At 42.0% G+C, this 17,503-nt stretch carries 21 protein-coding genes; 14 read left to right on the forward strand and 7 right to left on the reverse strand.

What is annotated here, in order from left to right; translation table 11 throughout:
• The first annotated feature begins 17 nt into the window (after positions 1–17).
• Positions 18–416: an Asp23/Gls24 family envelope stress response protein gene (locus C161_RS13305; protein ID WP_047842725.1), complete on the forward strand. Its 399-nt coding sequence runs from the start codon at positions 18–20 to the stop codon at positions 414–416.
• Between the two features lie 69 nt (positions 417–485).
• On the opposite strand, the gene C161_RS13310 is transcribed toward C161_RS13305, so the two are convergent.
• Positions 486–1,331, reverse strand: a complete 846-nt coding sequence (locus C161_RS13310; protein ID WP_051447079.1) for an AraC family transcriptional regulator — start codon at positions 1,329–1,331, stop codon at positions 486–488.
• 201 nt (positions 1,332–1,532) lie between these two features.
• On the opposite strand from C161_RS13310, the gene C161_RS13315 reads away from it, so the two are divergent.
• The 3 genes from C161_RS13315 to C161_RS13325 all read left to right on the forward strand — a co-directional run bounded on the left by C161_RS13315 (position 1,533) and on the right by C161_RS13325 (position 5,880).
• On the forward strand, positions 1,533–2,537 hold the full coding sequence (locus C161_RS13315) for an aldo/keto reductase (protein WP_036608591.1): 1,005 nt from the start codon (positions 1,533–1,535) through the stop codon (positions 2,535–2,537).
• A gap of 318 nt (positions 2,538–2,855) precedes the next feature.
• Positions 2,856–4,397 (forward strand): acyl-CoA synthetase, encoded by a 1,542-nt coding sequence (locus C161_RS13320; protein WP_051447106.1) that lies wholly within the window; start codon positions 2,856–2,858, stop codon positions 4,395–4,397.
• Positions 4,398–4,635: 238 nt separating this feature from the next.
• Positions 4,636–5,880 (forward strand): aminopeptidase, encoded by a 1,245-nt coding sequence (locus C161_RS13325; protein ID WP_036608587.1) that lies wholly within the window; start codon positions 4,636–4,638, stop codon positions 5,878–5,880.
• A 99-nt stretch (positions 5,881–5,979) separates the two neighbouring features.
• On the opposite strand, the gene C161_RS13330 is transcribed toward C161_RS13325, so the two are convergent.
• Entirely contained in the window at positions 5,980–6,621 is a 642-nt protein-coding gene (locus C161_RS13330; protein WP_036608586.1) for a superoxide dismutase, read from the reverse strand.
• A gap of 331 nt (positions 6,622–6,952) precedes the next feature.
• Here C161_RS13330 and C161_RS13335 point away from each other — a divergent pair, with 331 nt between their 5' ends.
• Positions 6,953–7,600, forward strand: coding sequence for a helix-turn-helix transcriptional regulator (locus tag C161_RS13335; protein ID WP_036608585.1), 648 nt, complete (start codon positions 6,953–6,955; stop codon positions 7,598–7,600).
• A 69-nt stretch (positions 7,601–7,669) separates the two neighbouring features.
• On the opposite strand, the gene C161_RS13340 is transcribed toward C161_RS13335, so the two are convergent.
• Positions 7,670–7,909 carry an indolepyruvate ferredoxin oxidoreductase subunit alpha gene (locus C161_RS13340; RefSeq protein ID WP_036608584.1) on the reverse strand — a complete coding sequence of 80 codons (240 nt, stop codon included), beginning with the start codon at positions 7,907–7,909 and terminating at the stop codon, positions 7,670–7,672.
• A gap of 202 nt (positions 7,910–8,111) precedes the next feature.
• Between C161_RS13340 and C161_RS13345 the strand changes: the two genes are divergently transcribed.
• From C161_RS13345 to C161_RS32770, 4 genes are all read left to right on the forward strand, one after another.
• On the forward strand, positions 8,112–9,110 hold the full coding sequence (locus C161_RS13345; protein ID WP_036608580.1) for an NAD(P)/FAD-dependent oxidoreductase: 999 nt from the start codon (positions 8,112–8,114) through the stop codon (positions 9,108–9,110).
• A gap of 128 nt (positions 9,111–9,238) precedes the next feature.
• Positions 9,239–9,667 carry an Rrf2 family transcriptional regulator gene (locus C161_RS13350; RefSeq protein ID WP_036608578.1) on the forward strand — a complete coding sequence of 143 codons (429 nt, stop codon included), beginning with the start codon at positions 9,239–9,241 and terminating at the stop codon, positions 9,665–9,667.
• Positions 9,668–9,701: 34 nt separating this feature from the next.
• Entirely contained in the window at positions 9,702–10,244 is a 543-nt protein-coding gene (locus C161_RS13355; protein ID WP_036608577.1) for an NADPH-dependent FMN reductase, read from the forward strand.
• Positions 10,245–10,279: 35 nt separating this feature from the next.
• Positions 10,280–10,432, forward strand: a complete 153-nt coding sequence (locus C161_RS32770; RefSeq protein ID WP_200868493.1) for a hypothetical protein — start codon at positions 10,280–10,282, stop codon at positions 10,430–10,432.
• A 215-nt stretch (positions 10,433–10,647) separates the two neighbouring features.
• Here C161_RS32770 and C161_RS13360 read toward each other — a convergent pair whose 3' ends face one another.
• Positions 10,648–11,112: an AraC family transcriptional regulator gene (locus tag C161_RS13360; protein WP_036608575.1), complete on the reverse strand. Its 465-nt coding sequence runs from the start codon at positions 11,110–11,112 to the stop codon at positions 10,648–10,650.
• A 165-nt stretch (positions 11,113–11,277) separates the two neighbouring features.
• On the opposite strand from C161_RS13360, the gene C161_RS13365 reads away from it, so the two are divergent.
• A complete protein-coding gene (locus tag C161_RS13365) occupies positions 11,278–12,438 on the forward strand; it encodes a leucine-rich repeat domain-containing protein (RefSeq protein ID WP_036608566.1) in 1,161 nt (386 codons plus the stop codon).
• A 269-nt stretch (positions 12,439–12,707) separates the two neighbouring features.
• On the opposite strand, the gene C161_RS13370 is transcribed toward C161_RS13365, so the two are convergent.
• Positions 12,708–13,340, reverse strand: a complete 633-nt coding sequence (locus tag C161_RS13370) for a nitroreductase family protein (protein ID WP_036608564.1) — start codon at positions 13,338–13,340, stop codon at positions 12,708–12,710.
• A 130-nt stretch (positions 13,341–13,470) separates the two neighbouring features.
• On the opposite strand from C161_RS13370, the gene C161_RS13375 reads away from it, so the two are divergent.
• On the forward strand, positions 13,471–13,710 hold the full coding sequence (locus C161_RS13375; RefSeq protein WP_235193803.1) for a hypothetical protein: 240 nt from the start codon (positions 13,471–13,473) through the stop codon (positions 13,708–13,710).
• A 134-nt stretch (positions 13,711–13,844) separates the two neighbouring features.
• Here the strand turns inward: C161_RS13375 and C161_RS13380 are convergent, their stop codons facing one another.
• Positions 13,845–14,618 carry a M15 family metallopeptidase gene (locus C161_RS13380; protein WP_036670670.1) on the reverse strand — a complete coding sequence of 258 codons (774 nt, stop codon included), beginning with the start codon at positions 14,616–14,618 and terminating at the stop codon, positions 13,845–13,847.
• A gap of 242 nt (positions 14,619–14,860) precedes the next feature.
• A complete protein-coding gene (locus C161_RS13385) occupies positions 14,861–15,223 on the reverse strand; it encodes an iron-sulfur cluster biosynthesis family protein (protein ID WP_036670671.1) in 363 nt (120 codons plus the stop codon).
• Between the two features lie 167 nt (positions 15,224–15,390).
• On the opposite strand from C161_RS13385, the gene C161_RS13390 reads away from it, so the two are divergent.
• From C161_RS13390 to C161_RS13400, 3 genes are all read left to right on the forward strand, one after another.
• Positions 15,391–15,975 (forward strand): TetR/AcrR family transcriptional regulator, encoded by a 585-nt coding sequence (locus C161_RS13390; protein WP_036670672.1) that lies wholly within the window; start codon positions 15,391–15,393, stop codon positions 15,973–15,975.
• A 132-nt stretch (positions 15,976–16,107) separates the two neighbouring features.
• Positions 16,108–16,554 carry a nuclear transport factor 2 family protein gene (locus C161_RS13395; RefSeq protein ID WP_051447078.1) on the forward strand — a complete coding sequence of 149 codons (447 nt, stop codon included), beginning with the start codon at positions 16,108–16,110 and terminating at the stop codon, positions 16,552–16,554.
• A complete protein-coding gene (locus C161_RS13400) occupies positions 16,544–17,404 on the forward strand; it encodes an ergot alkaloid biosynthesis protein (protein WP_036670673.1) in 861 nt (286 codons plus the stop codon). Before C161_RS13395 ends, C161_RS13400 begins: the two co-directional genes overlap by 11 nt.
• The last annotated feature ends 99 nt before the right edge of the window (positions 17,405–17,503 follow it).

Consider the following 17,503-nt stretch of genomic DNA (forward strand, 5'->3'; position numbering starts at 1 on the left):
TCGAAGGAGTGGAGCACATGTCTGAAATTATCGAAAAACAATACAATGAACCTGAATATATCGCACCTCAATCTGTTCAAATGGGTACCATTCATATCTCGAATGATGTGCTGTCCAAGATCGTAGGGATGGCCGCTCAATCAACGGCTGGTGTATCCTCCATGTCCGTTGGACTGACTGAAGGGATTGCCAAGAGCATCAGCGGCAAGAGTCTGCAAAAAGGGATTGACGTACACGTCAAAGACGATCAGGCAACCATCCAGCTGCGCATCAACATTCAATATGGTAACAAGATGCATGAGGTTTGCCGTGAACTTCAACATAATGTTCAACAGGCTGTAGAACAATTAGCCGGCGTTATGGTCGATGAAATCAAAGTGCAAGTTGTTGGCATATCCATGCCGGAGACGGTATAAACCAATGAAAAGAATGTAAGGAATAACGATTGTAAGGATAAACGATTGGCAAAAACAGCACCTTCCCAATTAACAACTTAACTGGGAGGGTGCTGTTTTATGTTTGCGATAATAGGTGGGCGCTTCGCCCATCACTTTTTTGAACATTTTGGAGAAAAGCAATTGATCGGTGTAGCCCACAGAACGGGCAATATCACCAATGGTCAGACCGGGATCAAGCGTCAGTTCGGCTGCCCTGCGCATCCGATAATGGACCAGATACGACTGAATACTGCTTCCCATTTGATCCTTGAAGAGAGAGCACAGATAACTGCGCTGTAAACCGACATGGGCAGCGATGGACTGCACGGTAATGGCATTGGCATAGTTCATTTCAATGAAGTCCATTACCTGCGTTACGTACGTTTCCTTCGAATAATCCTGAATGGGTTGAAGATGCTCTGAATTGGCCTGATCAATCAAAATAGAGAAGAATTGATACAACAAACCAGTCATGCTAATCTCCCAGCCTTTATGGGTATTGCGAGAATTGATCATTCGGTGCAGGCAGGATCGCATCTCGTCATCCTCATTACCCGGCTCAAAAATCGGGTGATGCTCGGACAGACAGGCCTGCTGTAAAAAGGAAGAACTATTGCTGCCTTGAAAAGCAACCCAGCTGTATTCCCATGGATCATCCTGATCTGCTTCGTAATGCACGACGGAATGCGGAACGATCAGAAATCCTTGTCCTTTGTGCAGGGTATACGTTTTGCCACCAACTTCGAAGGTGCCTTTGCCATTCAAAATATAATGAATTTTATAATAGTCTCGCATGGCAGGGCCAAAGTGGTGACCTGGTGTACAGGCTTCGGTTCCATAATGAAGGAGCTGAAGCTCCTGAAAATGATTGTTTTTGAACATATACGTAATCAAGGGTATTCACTCCTGTACGATTTCGTCTCATCTTGCATTTTAACATACTAAATAGCTAAAAAGATTAATTATTTAAGATTAGTATATATAGATAACAATCATTATTCCATATGTTCAAAGTGAAATGCCATATCGTTTATCCAGGAAAATGTCTAAGATGAAAAGGAATTCAACAAACCTTACAGGAAAGTGAGAATAACGATGCCCTATACTGCGAGTGAACAACGATATGATGAGATGAAATATGTACGTTCCGGCAAATCCGGAATCAGACTTGCGCAAATTGCGCTGGGTTTATGGCAGAACTTTGGTGGTAACCGCACATTGGATATTCAGGAAGAGATGATTTTGCGTGCCTTTGACCTCGGAATTAACCATTTTGATCTGGCGAATAACTATGGTCCACCTCCAGGATCAGCGGAAGAGAACTTTGGCGTGATTTACAAAAAACATCTTCGTCCTTACCGGGATGAACTGCTCATCTCCTCGAAGGCCGGTTACCATATGTGGAATGGACCTTACGGCGAGTGGGGCTCCCGCAAAAACCTGATTGCCAGTCTGGATCAAAGTCTTGGTCGGATGGGACTGGATTATGTAGACATTTTCTATCATCACCGTCCAGATCCGGACACGCCATTGGAAGAAACGATGACGGCGCTGGATCACATCGTGCGGCAAGGTAAAGCACTGTATGTAGGCTTGTCCAATTATAATGCAGAACAGACACAAGAAGCGGTAACTATTCTGCGTCGTTTAGGTACGCCATGTCTGGTTCATCAGCCAAACTACTCGATGCTGAATCGCTGGATTGAAGACGGTTTGCAGGACGTACTGGATGAGCAGGGCGTAGGTTCCATTGCATTCTGTCCACTTGGCCGCGGTCAGTTGACGAATAAATATGTCGATAAGATCAAGGAAGAACGCGCCAATCCAACAGGCAATTTGAAAAAAGAAGCATATACGGACGAACGGATTGCCAAGTTCGATGCACTTCAGGCAGTTGCCGAGCGAAGAGGGCAGACGATCTCCCAACTGGCTCTGAACTGGATTTTGCGTGGTAACCGTGTAACCTCTGCACTGATTGGTGCAAGCCGTGTGTCCCAGATTGAAGAAAACGTGGCTGCGCTAAGCGCACCTGATCTGACAACGGAAGAGTTGAATGAGATCGAAAGCATTTTGGATGGAATGGGTAATTATCCGTGGTAACATACACAGTATAGCTGTGTGAAAATTATAGTTAGGTAAAATTAATGTAATATAAATGAAGAATGAAAATGGCGCCTATCTGATCAATCAGGAAGGCGTCATTTTGTATATGTCATTTTCTTTATAGGATAAGATCTATTATAATAGTTCATTAATTGACCTATGTTTATTTTTTTCAGAATGAACCTAGTTCATAGCACCTGGTCCTAGGATTTAGGGTATAATATATAGAAGCTTTACAATTGAACTACGAAGGAGAGGCTCCATTTGAACTTTGAACAGTGGATTTCGCCTGAAAGCTATAACCTGACATCCGAGATGGAGAATCATCCATCAGACCGGATTGCACTTAGATGGCTCAGCGATCAACGAGAACTGGAAGAGATCACGTATGGTGATTTGTTCAAGCAGGCGAATCGTCTTGCTGGAGGTTTGCGTGAACTTGGACTAGAGAAGGGTGATCGGGTGTTGGTCATGGTACCACGCCGTATTATTGCCTATGTCATTTATATTGCTTGTCTGAAACTGGGGATTGCCGTTATTCCTTCCTCCGAGATGTTACGGGCAAAAGATCTGGAATATCGTCTGCGTCACTCTGAGGCGCGGGCTGTTATTGTATGGTCCGAGACGACCTCGGAAGTGAAAAAGATGGACGCGGATCTGCCGTCACTGGCATATCGCATCGTGGCATCGCCGAATGAAGAGGTTAGCGTACCTGCTGAAGGTTGGGTGAATGTGCATCAGTTAATGCAGAATCAACCCGAAGAGATGGCCGCGGTGGAAACTCACCGTGATGATACGGCTATTCTTGCTTACACTTCGGGCACAACTGGTAATCCCAAAGGAGTTGTACATAGCCACGGTTGGGGATATGCCCACCTGCGGATCGCTTCTTCATTATGGCTGGATATTCAACCTTCAGATACCGTATGGGCAACGGCTGCACCTGGCTGGCAAAAATGGATCTGGAGCCCATTCCTGTCGGTACTCGGAAGAGGCGCGACCGGACTGGTCTACAATGGATCATTCCAGCCCAAGCGTTATCTGGAACTGATGCAGGAACATCAAATTAATGTCCTTTGCTGTACACCAACGGAATATCGGTTGATGGCCAAAGCCGATGATCTTGGACATTATGACCTGTCTCATCTGCGCAGTGCTGTTTCAGCGGGTGAACCGCTCAATCAGGAAGTCATTGAAATCTTCCAGCGTCACTTCGATCTGACTATTAGAGACGGATATGGACAGACCGAGAGCACGTTGTTAATCGGCAGTCTCAAAGATGCACCTGTACGTATTGGCTCCATGGGTCAGTCGATTACACCTGGATTGATTGAAATTATTGACGAAGAGGGACAACCTGTTCCTCCGGGTGAAGTAGGAGATATCGCGGTGCACAAAGAGATGCCAGCCTTGTTCCGGTCCTATTATCAGGATGAGGGACGGAAGGAAGCGAGTCAGCGCGGCGATTATTTTGTAACAGGGGACCGTGCACGCAAAGACGAAGAAGGTTACTTCTGGTTTGAAGGCCGCAGTGACGATATCATCATCAGTTCGGGTTACACGATTGGACCATTCGAAGTGGAAGAAGCACTTATGAAACACGCCAGCGTGAAGGAATGCGCGGTGGTTGCAAGTCCGGATGAGATCCGTGGCAATATTGTCAAAGCTTTTGTCGTGTTGAGAGACGATTCACTGGCTTCACCGGAACTGATGCGTGAACTGCAACACCACGTCAAGGAAATTACAGCACCTTATAAATATCCACGCAAGATCGAATTTGTTACGGATCTGCCAAAGACCAACTCTGGTAAAATCCGCCGGATTGAGTTACGCGAACAAGAAAAACGTAATAGTTAGATCATTTTGTATAGATGAAATTTTGGGAATTGTGCCTGCGTAGTGAAAGAGAAGGAATCGATTCTGCAGAAGCGAAAGCGGTCGTATTTGTCTCCGAATTTTAACCTTTGAAAAATACGATGAAGAAAATTTGGAGACAACGACGATCTAAAGAACGATCCTTCGCTGTAACGGCCACTCAACAGATCCCAAGTTTGCAAACCATGCCATAATATATGAAACAGGAGTGAACACAACCATGAGTCAATTTGAACAAACCTTTGAAAAGTCATTGGAACAATACGCAGAACTAGTTGTTAAAGTTGGCGTGAATATTCAAAAAGGACAGGATCTGCTCGTCACTGCTCCCATCGAAACGCTAGAATTCACACGTCTCATTGTGCAAAAAGCCTATGCGGCTGGTGCAAATTATGTACAAGTGGACTTTGATGACGACAATATTACCCGCAGTCGTTTTGAACATGGTTCCAATGACAGCTTCGACTATTATCCAGCCTGGAAAGCGGATATGATGGAAAAGTTTGCGGAAGCAGGCGGCGCTACCCTGACGATCAAAGTTCCAGATCCTGAACTGTATAACGGAATTGACTCCGACAGCGTTTCCCGTGCTACCAAGGCAGCTGCACACGCACGTCGAGGATATGCCAAATACACACGCAACCATGAAATTAGCTGGTGTCTGATCAAGGCCCCAACCAAGGCTTGGGCGAACAAAGTATTTGCCGACATCCCGGAAGAAGATCGAATCAACGTGATGTGGGAAACCATCTTTAAAATGAACCGTGTAGATGGCGGAGATGCCGTACAAAATTGGAGAGAACATCTGGATACCCTGAATACTATGAGTGATCTCTTAAACAAAAAGAATTATAAGAGCCTGCATTACCGTGCGCCAGGTACAGACTTGAAAATTGAATTGGTTCACAACCACATCTGGGGTGGCGGTGGTAGCGAAAATAAACAAGGCGTATACACGGTTGCCAACATGCCGACAGAAGAAGTATTCACCATGCCTAAGCGCAGTGGAGTGAATGGGTATGTTAGCAGCACCATGCCTTTGAACCTGAACGGGCAACTGGTAGATCAGATGAGAATCACATTCAAGGATGGACAGGTTGTAGCGTTTACGGCAGCATCCGGTGAAGAGCATCTGAAGAACCTGTTTGCTACTGATGAAGGTGCACGTTATCTGGGTGAAGTGGCTCTCGTACCACATGACTCCCCGATTTCCAACCTGAATCGCATTTTCTACAATACGGGTATTGACGAAAATGCATCCTGCCATTTGGCTGTGGGAAGTGCGTATCCATTCAACATGAAAGATGGCACAACGATGTCGAATGAAGAGTTACTGAAGCATGAGTGCAATGTGAGCTTGACTCACGTTGATTTCATGATCGGTTCCGCTGAACTGGATATCGATGGTGAGTTACAAGACGGTACAATCGAGCCGGTATTCCGTAAAGGCAACTGGGCATTTTAATTTCTAATAGGTGTAATGAAAAAGGAGAAGAGCAATCTCTAATGAGGTTGCTCTTCTCCTTTTGGTCATACTCTTAGTAGCATAGTTGAAGACTTGAATTTATGAAATGATGAAGTTGGAATCAATGCTTTGTTTGATTGCGAGTTCGTAGCGCTTATTTACCTCGCTCCAATTGATTACATTCCAAAATGCGCTAATATAATCTGGGCGCTTATTTTGGTATTTCAAATAGTAGGCATGTTCCCAGACATCCAGACCAATAATCGGAGTTTCCCCCTCCATCAAAGGACTATCTTGATTAGGAAGACTATCGACTTTCAATTTTCCATTCGCAACGGAAAGGAACGCCCATCCACTGCCAAACCGAGTAGTTGCTGCTTTCGTAAATTTCGCTTTAAATTTTTCAAATCCGCCCAGTTCATTATCGATCGCTTTTGCTAATGCTCCTGTTGGATTTCCTCCCCCGCTGGGGCCAATGATTTTCCAAAACAAGCTGTGATTGGCGTGCCCGCCTCCGTTATTTCGAACAGCTGCGCGAAGTTCCTGTGGAACACTGTCCAGATTGGAGATCAAAGCTTCAATAGATTTCCCTTGCAGCTCAGGAAAATGCTCCAGAGTAGCATTCAGATTCGTAATGTAAGTATTATGATGACGATCATGATGGATCATCATCGTTTGCTCATCAATATGTGGTTCGAGTGCGTTATTTGCATAGGGTAATGCAGGTAATTGATATGTCATGTGTTATTCCTCCAATGTAATATAATGATATTTCTAAATTGATCATACTTCATTTTATATACTTAATCAACATTTATGTATATAAAGTTTAGTTTGTATTCTCGTATTATATGATCACAATTAATAGTTTGGGTTATTTTCCATTTATTAGAGTTTGAATTAACACATATATTATATATAATAAATATAAAATTAGTTATATCGGTTGTTTAAGGATATAATGTATCTGAGAACATGAGATGATGTAAACAACGAGAGCGATATACATGGATTGTATACACGAAATCGAAGGTGTTAAAAATTGTTTATTCGTAAGGAGGTTGAATCATAAATGACTAATCCTGATCTGGTGAATAGTCTTCCAACCAGAGAAATTATATTACATCTCCTTAAAACCAAAGGGGACATGACTACTAAAGATCTTACCGATGAGCTTGGGATCACCACCATGGCGGTTCGGCGTCATATCCAATCGCTAGAACGAGATAATTTAATTACGTCTAAGATACAGCGACAATCTATTGGAAGACCAACAACAGTGTATTGTTTAACTGAACAGTCTGTAGGATATTTTCCTAATAAATATCATTCACTAACATTGGATATATTGACTGAGCTTGAAGAACAATTAGGATCGGAAGCTGTTGAGAAAATTTTTGAAAGTCGCAAAAATAAAATGATCGAAAAATATGACCAAAGTATGAAAGCGAAAAATATCTCGGAGCGTGTTGAGACACTTGCGAACATTCAGAATGAGAATGGCTATATGGTGGGACTTGAGAAGATTAGCGATGATGAATTTATTTTAAAGGAAAATAACTGCCCAATTAGTCACGTCGCCATGAAATATAAGAAGGTTTGTCAATGTGAATTAAGTATGTTTAAATCATTACTTGGGGATGCTGAAGTCAAAAGAATGGAGTGTTTGGCTGACGGCGGGCAACGTTGCACATATTCCATAAAAGTAAAAAAAGAGTAATTGAACGTATTAGATATGTAAAGATGCTTCCTAGCATAACGCTAGGAAGCATCTTTTTTATATATTCATTTAACTTAACTTAAAGAAGTCGAGTGCCTTGCTTACATATATTTGATGATGATCAGGTAAATCTTCCTCATAATAAATAGCTCCAACAGGACAAGCTGTTTCACAGTTCCCACAATCTATGCATTGGTCAGGATTGATAAAATATTGGTCTTCTCCTTTTACAATGCAATCGACTGGACATACATCAAGACAATCGGCAGCTTGTTCATGAATGCAATGCTCTGTAATTACAAAGGGCATATTCCTCCACACCTCCCATCTTTTCATTTCTATTATTAGCAACTCTTTAACATATACATAATATACACATAAGTATAAAAATATCAAATCTATCGTTTAGGTTTGATTTTAATAAATAATTTTATTTGATATTTATATATTTTATACATTATAGTATATTATGTTGTGTATTATAAAAACATAAAGAGAGGGAGAGCTCCCATTGTCACTAGAACTTACTCCATCAATTACTGATATCACAATTATTGGTGGTGGTCCAACTGGAATGTTTGCCGCTTTTTATGCTGGTATGCGTCAAGCAAGTGTCAAAATTATTGATAGTATGCCGCAATTAGGTGGTCAAGCGATTGCCCTATACCCTGAGAAATATATCTATGATATTGCTGGATTTCCAAGGGTTACAGCTGCTCAACTCGTTGAAAATTTACTGGAGCAGATGCAATTATTTCCGGTTGATGTCTATTTAGAGGAGAAGGTACAACAGGTATTAAAAAAAGGGGAACATCATTTCGAAATTATTACAGATAAATCTATTCATTACAGTAAGTCGGTTATTATTGCCGCAGGTATAGGGGCATTCGAACCACGCCGATTGGAACTGGAGAACGCGAGTCAGTTTGAACAATCTAACCTTCATTATTTTGTTGAAGATTTGCAGCAGTTCTCCAATCAACACGTGATTATTAACGGTGGTGGAGATTCAGCAGTCGATTGGGCACTTATGCTTGAGCCCATTGCCAAACAAGTCACTTTACTTCACAGACGAGATAAATTTCGTGCTCACGAACATAGCGTTGAAAAATTGAGGGCATCTTCAGTTAATATCGTCACTCCGTCTGAGATTACCGGGTTAACTGGTGATGAACGGATAACCGAGATTACAGTCACTATTGCGAAAACGGGGGAGAAAAGAATCATTCCTTGTGATGCTCTTATCGTGAATTTTGGTTTTGTTTCTTCTTTGGGTCCCATTGCTGAGTGGGGATTGGAAGTTGATAACGGCTCTATTGTTGTTGATACGCGGATGCAAACCAATATTCCAGGAGTATTTGCAGCTGGAGACGTTACGTCCTACCCAGGGAAAATTAAGCTGATCGCTGTAGGCTTCGGAGAGGCTCCGACTGCAATCAACAATGCTAAAGTTTATATTGATCCTACTGCCAAATTATCACCAGGTCATAGCAGTAACATGAAGCTCTGATATGCTTAGCAAGGTAAATGACGCAAGATTTCAAAGAAAATCATGGTTTGATAAAGGTCAGCCTCCTACAGTTCATGCCATTGGATTTGAAGGACAACTACGAAGAATAATGAACTAGGGGGCCTAATATGAATAGTGAGCTAAGTGTTGTCATATACATTCTCATTATCCTTAGTTCACATAAGAATGAGAAACTAACCAGTGCTCAGATCTCAGAAAAGATTAGTGTAAACCCTGTTAGGATACGCCGTATCCTTAGCTCATTTAAAAAAGTGGGATATGTTAAGACAAAAGAGGGTATTGATGGTGGTTATGTGTTGTCTGTGGAGCCGCATGATATAACCTTGCAAGATATATATAAATTGGTGTCGTCTAAGCCCTTACAGATTCCTAAACCATCTATGAGCAGTAAGGGACATCTAACAGCAGAGATAGATATGCAACTCACAAGTATTTTTATAGAGTGTGAACAACAACTGATGAGGCAGTTAGGAAAAATCAACTTGGGTAGTATGCTCAAATTAATGACTGACTGTCAATTAGAACGAACGGAATAGTTCAAATACAGATAAGTGATTAGGAGGACCAGTTATGAAATTAATAGGTTTGTCTGGGTCATTGATTGGATCAAAAAATGCAATTGGTGTGGATACTGTACTACAATTCGTGAAAAAAAATCATCCGGAAATTGAAATTGAACTAATAGACTTGAGAGAATACAAAAACATCGAATTTTGCGATGGCCGCAAGTTAGAGGATTATAATGAACACACCCGGTCAGTAATCCAAAAAATGATTGATGCTGATTTTTTCGTTATCGGCACACCTATATATCAATCCTCTTTGACAGGTGTACTGAAAAATGTGTTCGATCTACTCCCTGTGCAGAGTTTTTATAATAAAGTGATAGGCTTTATTGCAACTGGGGGCACATATCAGCATTATTTGGTTGTCGAAAATCAATTAAAACCGATCGCGGGCTTTTTTCGTTCATATGTAGCGCCAAGATATGTTTATCTAAATAGTGATCATTTTGGTGCTGATAATAAAATCGAAGATGCTGATGCGCTGAGTCGGTTGGAGAAATTGGCCGAAGAAATAGTCTTCATGCAGATTCAATTGAAGACGCGATAAGATATCATTCTAATACGAAAAGGAGATTGGAAGAAATGCCTTTTGTAATTACCGAAGCATGTATTTCAGAAAAAGCAGCTGATTGTTTAGACGTTTGTCCAGTTGAAGCGATCTACTATGAAGAGGATTTACCTTCGCAATACTTGAAATACGTGAATAAAGCAACTGAATTTTTTGAAAAACAATAATGCAACAATCTACATTTGCTTTGGTAGAGTTGCTCCAATGCTTTTTACCAGGATACTCAACGCACTGAAAGTGTAATACAATTCAGTAAAAAATCTTCTTCTAAGCTTGATTAGCAATAGCAGGGAGCCGAGTGAAGAGATTAGTGGTTCAGTGGTCTTTGTTGGAACCCAAAGCAAAAAAGTGACTTCATTGACTGAAGTCACTTTTTTTGCAACTAAACAAGCCTGATTGGAACACATATCTCGCAAAAATCAAGGTTAACAAGATGGCCTGTATACCTTTCCATAACTGGCTTGTTATCCAGAGTATAACCGCTACTCTGCAAACGCGGGAAAATTTCAGTCCATGCTTGCTGAACAGCCTCTGTAGTATGTTTGACTTTGCAAACCAGATATTGCCCGCCTGGAAGTTCAGTTTCGTTTAGATCGGGGGTCAATTCATCCATAGGAAAATCTTTCGAAATGACAATACAAGCATCGTATCGGCAATCTTCGGGAATCGTGCTTTCCGGGTTATCCTGGGGGATACCAAATAAAACGGTCGATGCAGTAAGCAGATTTTTGGCTCTAGCCCAACTCTTTAACATTTCCATAGCTTGACTGTTGGCAGGCCCATACGAACCAACTTGTCGCACATAGGCGATACGATACGACGGGAGGTTTTCGATAACCATTTCCATGAAAATCTTCCTCTCTGTACGATTTCTCTTACATGTTTGATGCTAACATGGTATAAAAAAAATTGCTTAGGTAATTGTTGAATCCTGGAGACGAAACTCATAGAATAGTGATAATATGTTGGAAGACTGTTCCAATAGAGCAAAATGAGAGGGGAGGCGTTAGACATGGATATTACTTATGCCTTCACGGATGAGCGTTTCAGGCAAGTTGTGTTGGATCGTTTTTGCGATCAGCGGGATTTCATTCAGGAGAGTGACGTTTGTGAGGTTGAGATATTAGAACTCTCAAATCACAATATTAGCAATCTTGATGGAATCGAGTATTTCAGGGGTCTTCAAGAGCTGAATTGTGCCTATAATCAATTGAGCGGTCTGGATCTTACTCAGAATCACAAGCTGAGGACGTTACGTTGCAGAGAGAATCAGCTTCTTACACTGGACCTCCGTTCCAATTCGGAATTGCAGGTGCTGGATTGCAGTTTTAATCGACTTCGCAAATTGGATCTTTCTCATAATTCCAAACTTATAACGGTGGAGTGTCATTGGAATATGTTGTCGGAGCTGGCTTCAGAGCCCCTTGAGCAGTTGGAGGAACTTAGTTGCAGTTATAACGCTCTTTTCTCACTTGAACTTGAACACAATAAGCAACTGCGGCGACTTGATTGCGCCAACAATTACATGTTGGAACTTGATGTAACAGGTTGTCCAAACTTGATTGAACTTCGTTGTAACCACAATCATATCAAACAGTTGGATTTTCGTTCAAATATGGTTTTGGAGAGTGTCCGTTGTTTTAACAACCATATTAGCAAGCTGGATATTCGCCATAACGTACAACTAAAAGAGTTGTACTGTTCCGAGAACAAATTAACCGAGTTGGATTATAGCGCTAATCCCAAGCTGGAAAGACTGCAGTATGCAGATAATCTAATGTTTGAATCCAATCATGAAGTTCCGGGTATGGGGTTGTTTCAGTATGACGTCTCGATGTCCAACTATCAGATGTGCTTACTTATTCAGGATAAAGAACTGGTAGTCACTGCACAGGTTTCAACCAAGACAGAGATGGAAGCCTTATCCTCATATATGGAAGAGACGTGGAAACGGTGGGACATGCTTGGTGAGCAGGCACTTAAAACCATTGCCGAGGCTCATCCGGACGAAGATATCAATACATTGATTTTGGCTGATGTAGAATTTCAGGGAGATCAATATTTCCGATTGGGTTATGATGCGGGGGATACACCTGCTGGTCGACTGTACATATATGCGGAGTTTGACGATGAATTTCACATGTTGGATACGTTGATCTATGAAACGTATTAAAGCCACGATATCGTGGCTTTTTTGCTGTGTTGAACTAAAGATTATTTACACTGACACTACGATGACAGAACAACCTTCCAATCGCTGTTATCCCCAGATTTTATTTCCATTCCTTTTCTAAAGGGGAAAATCCGGGGATAGCGTATGCTTCCGATGCAGCTTTCTTTCAGAAAGCTTTTAGGCGAGCGCTTCGCTTTTTCAGGTTTTTTCTGTCCTCTCCGTTATCGTGTAAATGTTAGTTCAACTTATATAATTTGTTATATTATATGTTATTCAGCGTGCATTTTGTTAAAGCTAACATATTCGTTAATCGGTTTACGGTAACCGCGTGGGCGCTGTTTGGCTTCCGACTTTTTGCCGATGGTGATCAGCATAACGGGTACGTAATGGTTAGGGATTTCCAGACTCCGTTGCAGTTCTTCCGAGTCAAAACCAATCATTGGACAAGTGTCCCAACCGCGATCCTGAGCGATCAGCATCAATTGCATGGCAGACAGGCTGGCATTGCGAATCGCATCCTCACGTTGGAAGAATCTGCCGCGAGATTCGTAAAATTCGGTGACACTTTGGGATTCCTGCTCGTATTGGAACGGAGTAAGAGCGCCCAGGTTCAGCAGGCCTTCGTTAATAGTACGGATATGATGATGCGCATTGATGTCGCCCAATACCACGATGACCGCAGAAGCTGTTTTTACCTTATATTGCTGGGAAGCTTCATAGACTTTCTCTTTCTGTTCCTCGTCTTTAATTACAAGATAGTGCGTGTGTTGTAGGTTAAAGGCAGATGGTGCAAATTTATTCAGGGCAAACATTTCTTGCAGTTCCAAATCCGAAATTTCAATTCCTTCTTCAAAAATAACGGCCGATCTTCGGTTTTTGACTAGATTCTCCAACTCACTCATGGTAGTTTCCCTCGCTTATGTATGATTTATAAACTGACTATAACACACTTAGTTACTTTATGTAAGTATTATTTTAGAATAAGACAAGGATTGTCTGCCATACGCTAAAATAAAACACTAGAGGTGATTCATGAAAGCATTGATCGCAAGGTATATGGGAGGACATGACCCTCATGAATTTCGGGTATATGTGATCCAATCTTCGACGTTAAAACGTTTTGTAGTCGTGGAGATTATTCTAGGCCCTATCGTGTACAATGTCGCACTTTATTTGTGCCATAATGTAATACTTGCTGGAGTAGGCTCTTGGGCTGGAACAGAAGGTCTGAAGAGACTGCCACTGGTCTTTAGAAAAATCGTTGGGACATGATGAAGTGTGTAAATGAAAAATTGAAGCAGAAGAGGGCCAGTTGCGGCCCCATCTTCTCCTTCAGTCATGTTATCTATAGTCACGCTTCTTTTATCTAATCACATAACTGTCTACGCTTTGGGTTCAAACTTGCCTTATTTAGCACGTTCCAAATACTGCTCCAGCGTAAGTTTCTGGTTGGTAACCTCACCAGCAATATACACCCCTACATAACGTACATGCCATGGCTCATAGGAGTAACCAGTCAATTTCTCCTGATCTTTGCCATAACGGATAATGAATCCGTACTTGTGGGCATTGGCTTTCAGCCATTTGCCTTCTTTGGTGTTGCCAAAGCTTTGCTGAAGATCATAACCAGCCGAAGCGCTGGAGATATCCATGGCTAGACCCGTTTGATGTTCGCTTTGTCCTGGCCGAGCACTTGTTTTATTGGCAACAGCTTCACCTTTGATGCTGGCATTACGGTCAAAGATCGATTTCTGAGTCGCATACGAGCGATAGCCCGACACCGCTTTGATATCGATGCCGTCTTTTTTGGCAGCGGCAAATAATTTCTCTATCGCGGTTGCAGCCACTTTACGCATTTGTTTCTTCGGACTGGAACCTGAGAAGCTAAAAGGAATATTAGGTACAACCAAATCTTGAGGTGCATAAGTTGAAGGTAGATTTCTCTTTTTATTGACAAGTACAACCGTACTGGACACATTAGTCACAGTTGCCACATTTTTAATCGTTTTGATTGTACGACCAGGTGCATTATCATGCAGAAATTGAGTGAAGCTGGAGCTTGCAGCAGACGCGACAGGATTCAGGCTTGAAGTGATGGGAAACGTAGTAAAAGCAGAACCTGCTACAACAGAGCCTATGAGAATTGTAGATATGATGGATTTACGAGTAAAAGATTTCATGGTGTGTGTTCCTCCTCGGAATATATGAATCTATATACCGAGTATACTAGAGGATTATATCCATAGGTTCTCCAATTGTTTCCGAGTTGTAAACAAAGTTTGCTAGATTCTTCTTCTTCTTCTTCAACTCTGATAGAGGCATATAAGGAAAAGAACGTTAAAAAAACCGTTGCATTAGATGCAACGGCTTTTGATGTGAAGAGAGATAATACTAGATTACTTCAAGTATGATGGAGACTGTATTACAACATGCAGGCGTCAGATCCACGGGAGCTTCCCGCTGTTACTGCACGGGTGTCACGGACGCGAACGTTGGCGCTGAGCACACCAGAATCACTGCTTAATTTGAAAGAAGGATAATTCTCTTCTGTATCCAGCTTCATGTGTTGTTCAAGGTTTAGCTGCTGCTTCGGATCAACATAGAATGGCACCAGATTGGTTTCAATCTGCGCGTCGAGAGCCGCAAGTTCATCAACAATAATAATAGCGATAACTCCGTTACATCCGCAACCTTCCAAGTCATAGATCACTTTGAAATAACCGGGTTGGTCATTCAGGCTTTCCGTCAATCGTTTTGCAGCCAAATCTGTAATTTGAATATACATATAGGTACACTCCTTTATATGTGGTCATGGTTGTAAGTGGTAAAAGAATTCATTCAGCTTCTATTCCCATTATACCACTTTGGCAAAAATCAAAGCATTTATTTTCTTGACTGATCAGTCTGGAAAAGGTATTCTTTATATAATGAATAGGGAGGTGAGGTCTGAAATTGGGAAGAGCCAAGGAGTTTGACACGGAGACTGTTCTAAGAAAAGCAACGTCTGTATTTGGAGCGTACGGTTATGAAGGTACATCTTTGAGCTTACTATTGAGTGAACTTGGCATTGCGCGGCAAAGCCTGTATGACACCTACGGAACTAAACATGATTTATTTGTCTCTGCTCTTAAATTCTATATTCAGCAGAAGACAGAGGCGGGGATCAAACTATTAAACGAATGCACAAGTGTGAGGCAAGGCGTGACGGAGTTGTTCAACGAAGCGGTTAACGTGTTGACAGACAACGAACGTCGTAATGAATGTTTCATCATTAATAGCGCGGTTGAACAGGCACCACAAAATCACGAAATCGCGGCTTTTATTCAAACCACTAACCAACAAATGGAAGATGTTTTTCATACTGCGCTGTTACGAGGCCAGAGGAGCGGCGAATTGAAGCACGCAGAGGAAGAATTGCCCGGGCTTGCCCGTTTTCTGAATTATTCCCGACTCTCATTGACCTTTACGGCTAAGAGCGGTGCAAGCACAGAAGCGCTGCGGGATTTTGTACAGATGACCCTAAGGGCTATGGATTAACGTTTTACATGATTTGAGTAAGAATTCTTTACGTTTTCTTGAAAATGGACGCTTAGGGCGTTTATTTTTTGACTATTATAGACCGATTGGTCTGGAAAAAAAACACCAAACAAACTGAAGGAGGAAATAAGGATGACACAATCTCAGCAGTTGGAAGCGGGCAATAATATACCGTATCGGATCATGCATGGATTTACTCAATTGCTACTGGAGGGAAAACTAGAACAATGGTTGGAGCTATATACATCTGACGCTATTTTCGAATTCCCATATGCACCAGCAGGATATCCTCAGAAACTGGAAGGCAAAGCCGCAATTACGAATCATCTTCATAATCTGCTGGGGATGATTGAAATTCAGCAGTTTTCTGAACCGGTGATCTTGGCTGATTCCACGAAACAACAGTTTGTGGCTGAATTTACTTGTAAAGGGCGTTCATTAGTTACAGGCAAGCCATACAACCAAACGTACATCTCTGTAGTGAGCCACTCTAATGGAAAAATTACACATTATAAAGACTATTGGAATCCGATGGTCGTACTCGAATCGGACTTAGGAGGAAACAAGCATGATCAATGATAAACCGTTGACACTTATTACCGGAGCTAATGGAAAGACAGGAAGCCGTGTTGCGGCCATACTTCAAAAGCATCATTATCCGGTGCGTTTGGCAGGAAGAACTAAACCATCTCTTTCTGGTTCTGCCGATAATTATGTCTATTTTGATTGGTATGATTCCGAGACATATGCGCCGGCGCTGAAAAATGTGAATCAGGTGTACCTTGTCTTGCCAGTCATGGACATGACCCCAGAAGACGTCATCATTCCATTCATCAAGGAAGCATTATGGAGCGGCGTTAAGCGATTCGTTTTACTTGGCAGTGCTTCAATTGATGAAGAGGGTCCTATATTTGGCAAAGTACATCAGTATATAAAAGCTCATGCTCCTGAGTGGGCTGTATTGCAGCCTTCCTATTTTATGGAGAACTTTACGGAAGGGCCGCATCGGGAGACAACGAACCAACTCGGGAAAATATACAGTGCTACGGGTGACGGGAAAATTGGATTTGTTAGTGCAGATGATATCGCGGCAGTTGCGTTCCATGCTCTGACGGATATTGTTCCTCATAATACGGAGCATATCATTACAGGGCCGGAGTCGTTGTCCTATGGACAGGTTGCAGACGTCTTGAGCCGTGTACTGGGTCAGTCCATCCAGCATGAATCTTTGTCCGATGATAAATTGAGGAACAGCATGATTCGCGCAGGAATGTCAGGAGAATACGCTGCTGTCCTCGCAGGACTGGATGTGCCTATCCGGGAGGAGGGGAGAGAAGATCAAACGACGGATACGGTGAAAAAATTAACGGGGAATAACCCGATTTCATTCGAGCAATTTATTCAGAATCATATGGAAGTAAGGAAATAATGGAAGAAACATTTTCATATTATGAGAAGACGGTGCCTAGTGCCCGTCTTTTTGCATGTCTACCAGCATGTTGACATCGTTGATTCGAATATGGATCTC

This window comes from Paenibacillus sp. FSL R5-192, assembly GCF_000517845.1.
Taxonomy (GTDB): Bacteria; Bacillota; Bacilli; order Paenibacillales; family Paenibacillaceae; genus Paenibacillus; species Paenibacillus amylolyticus.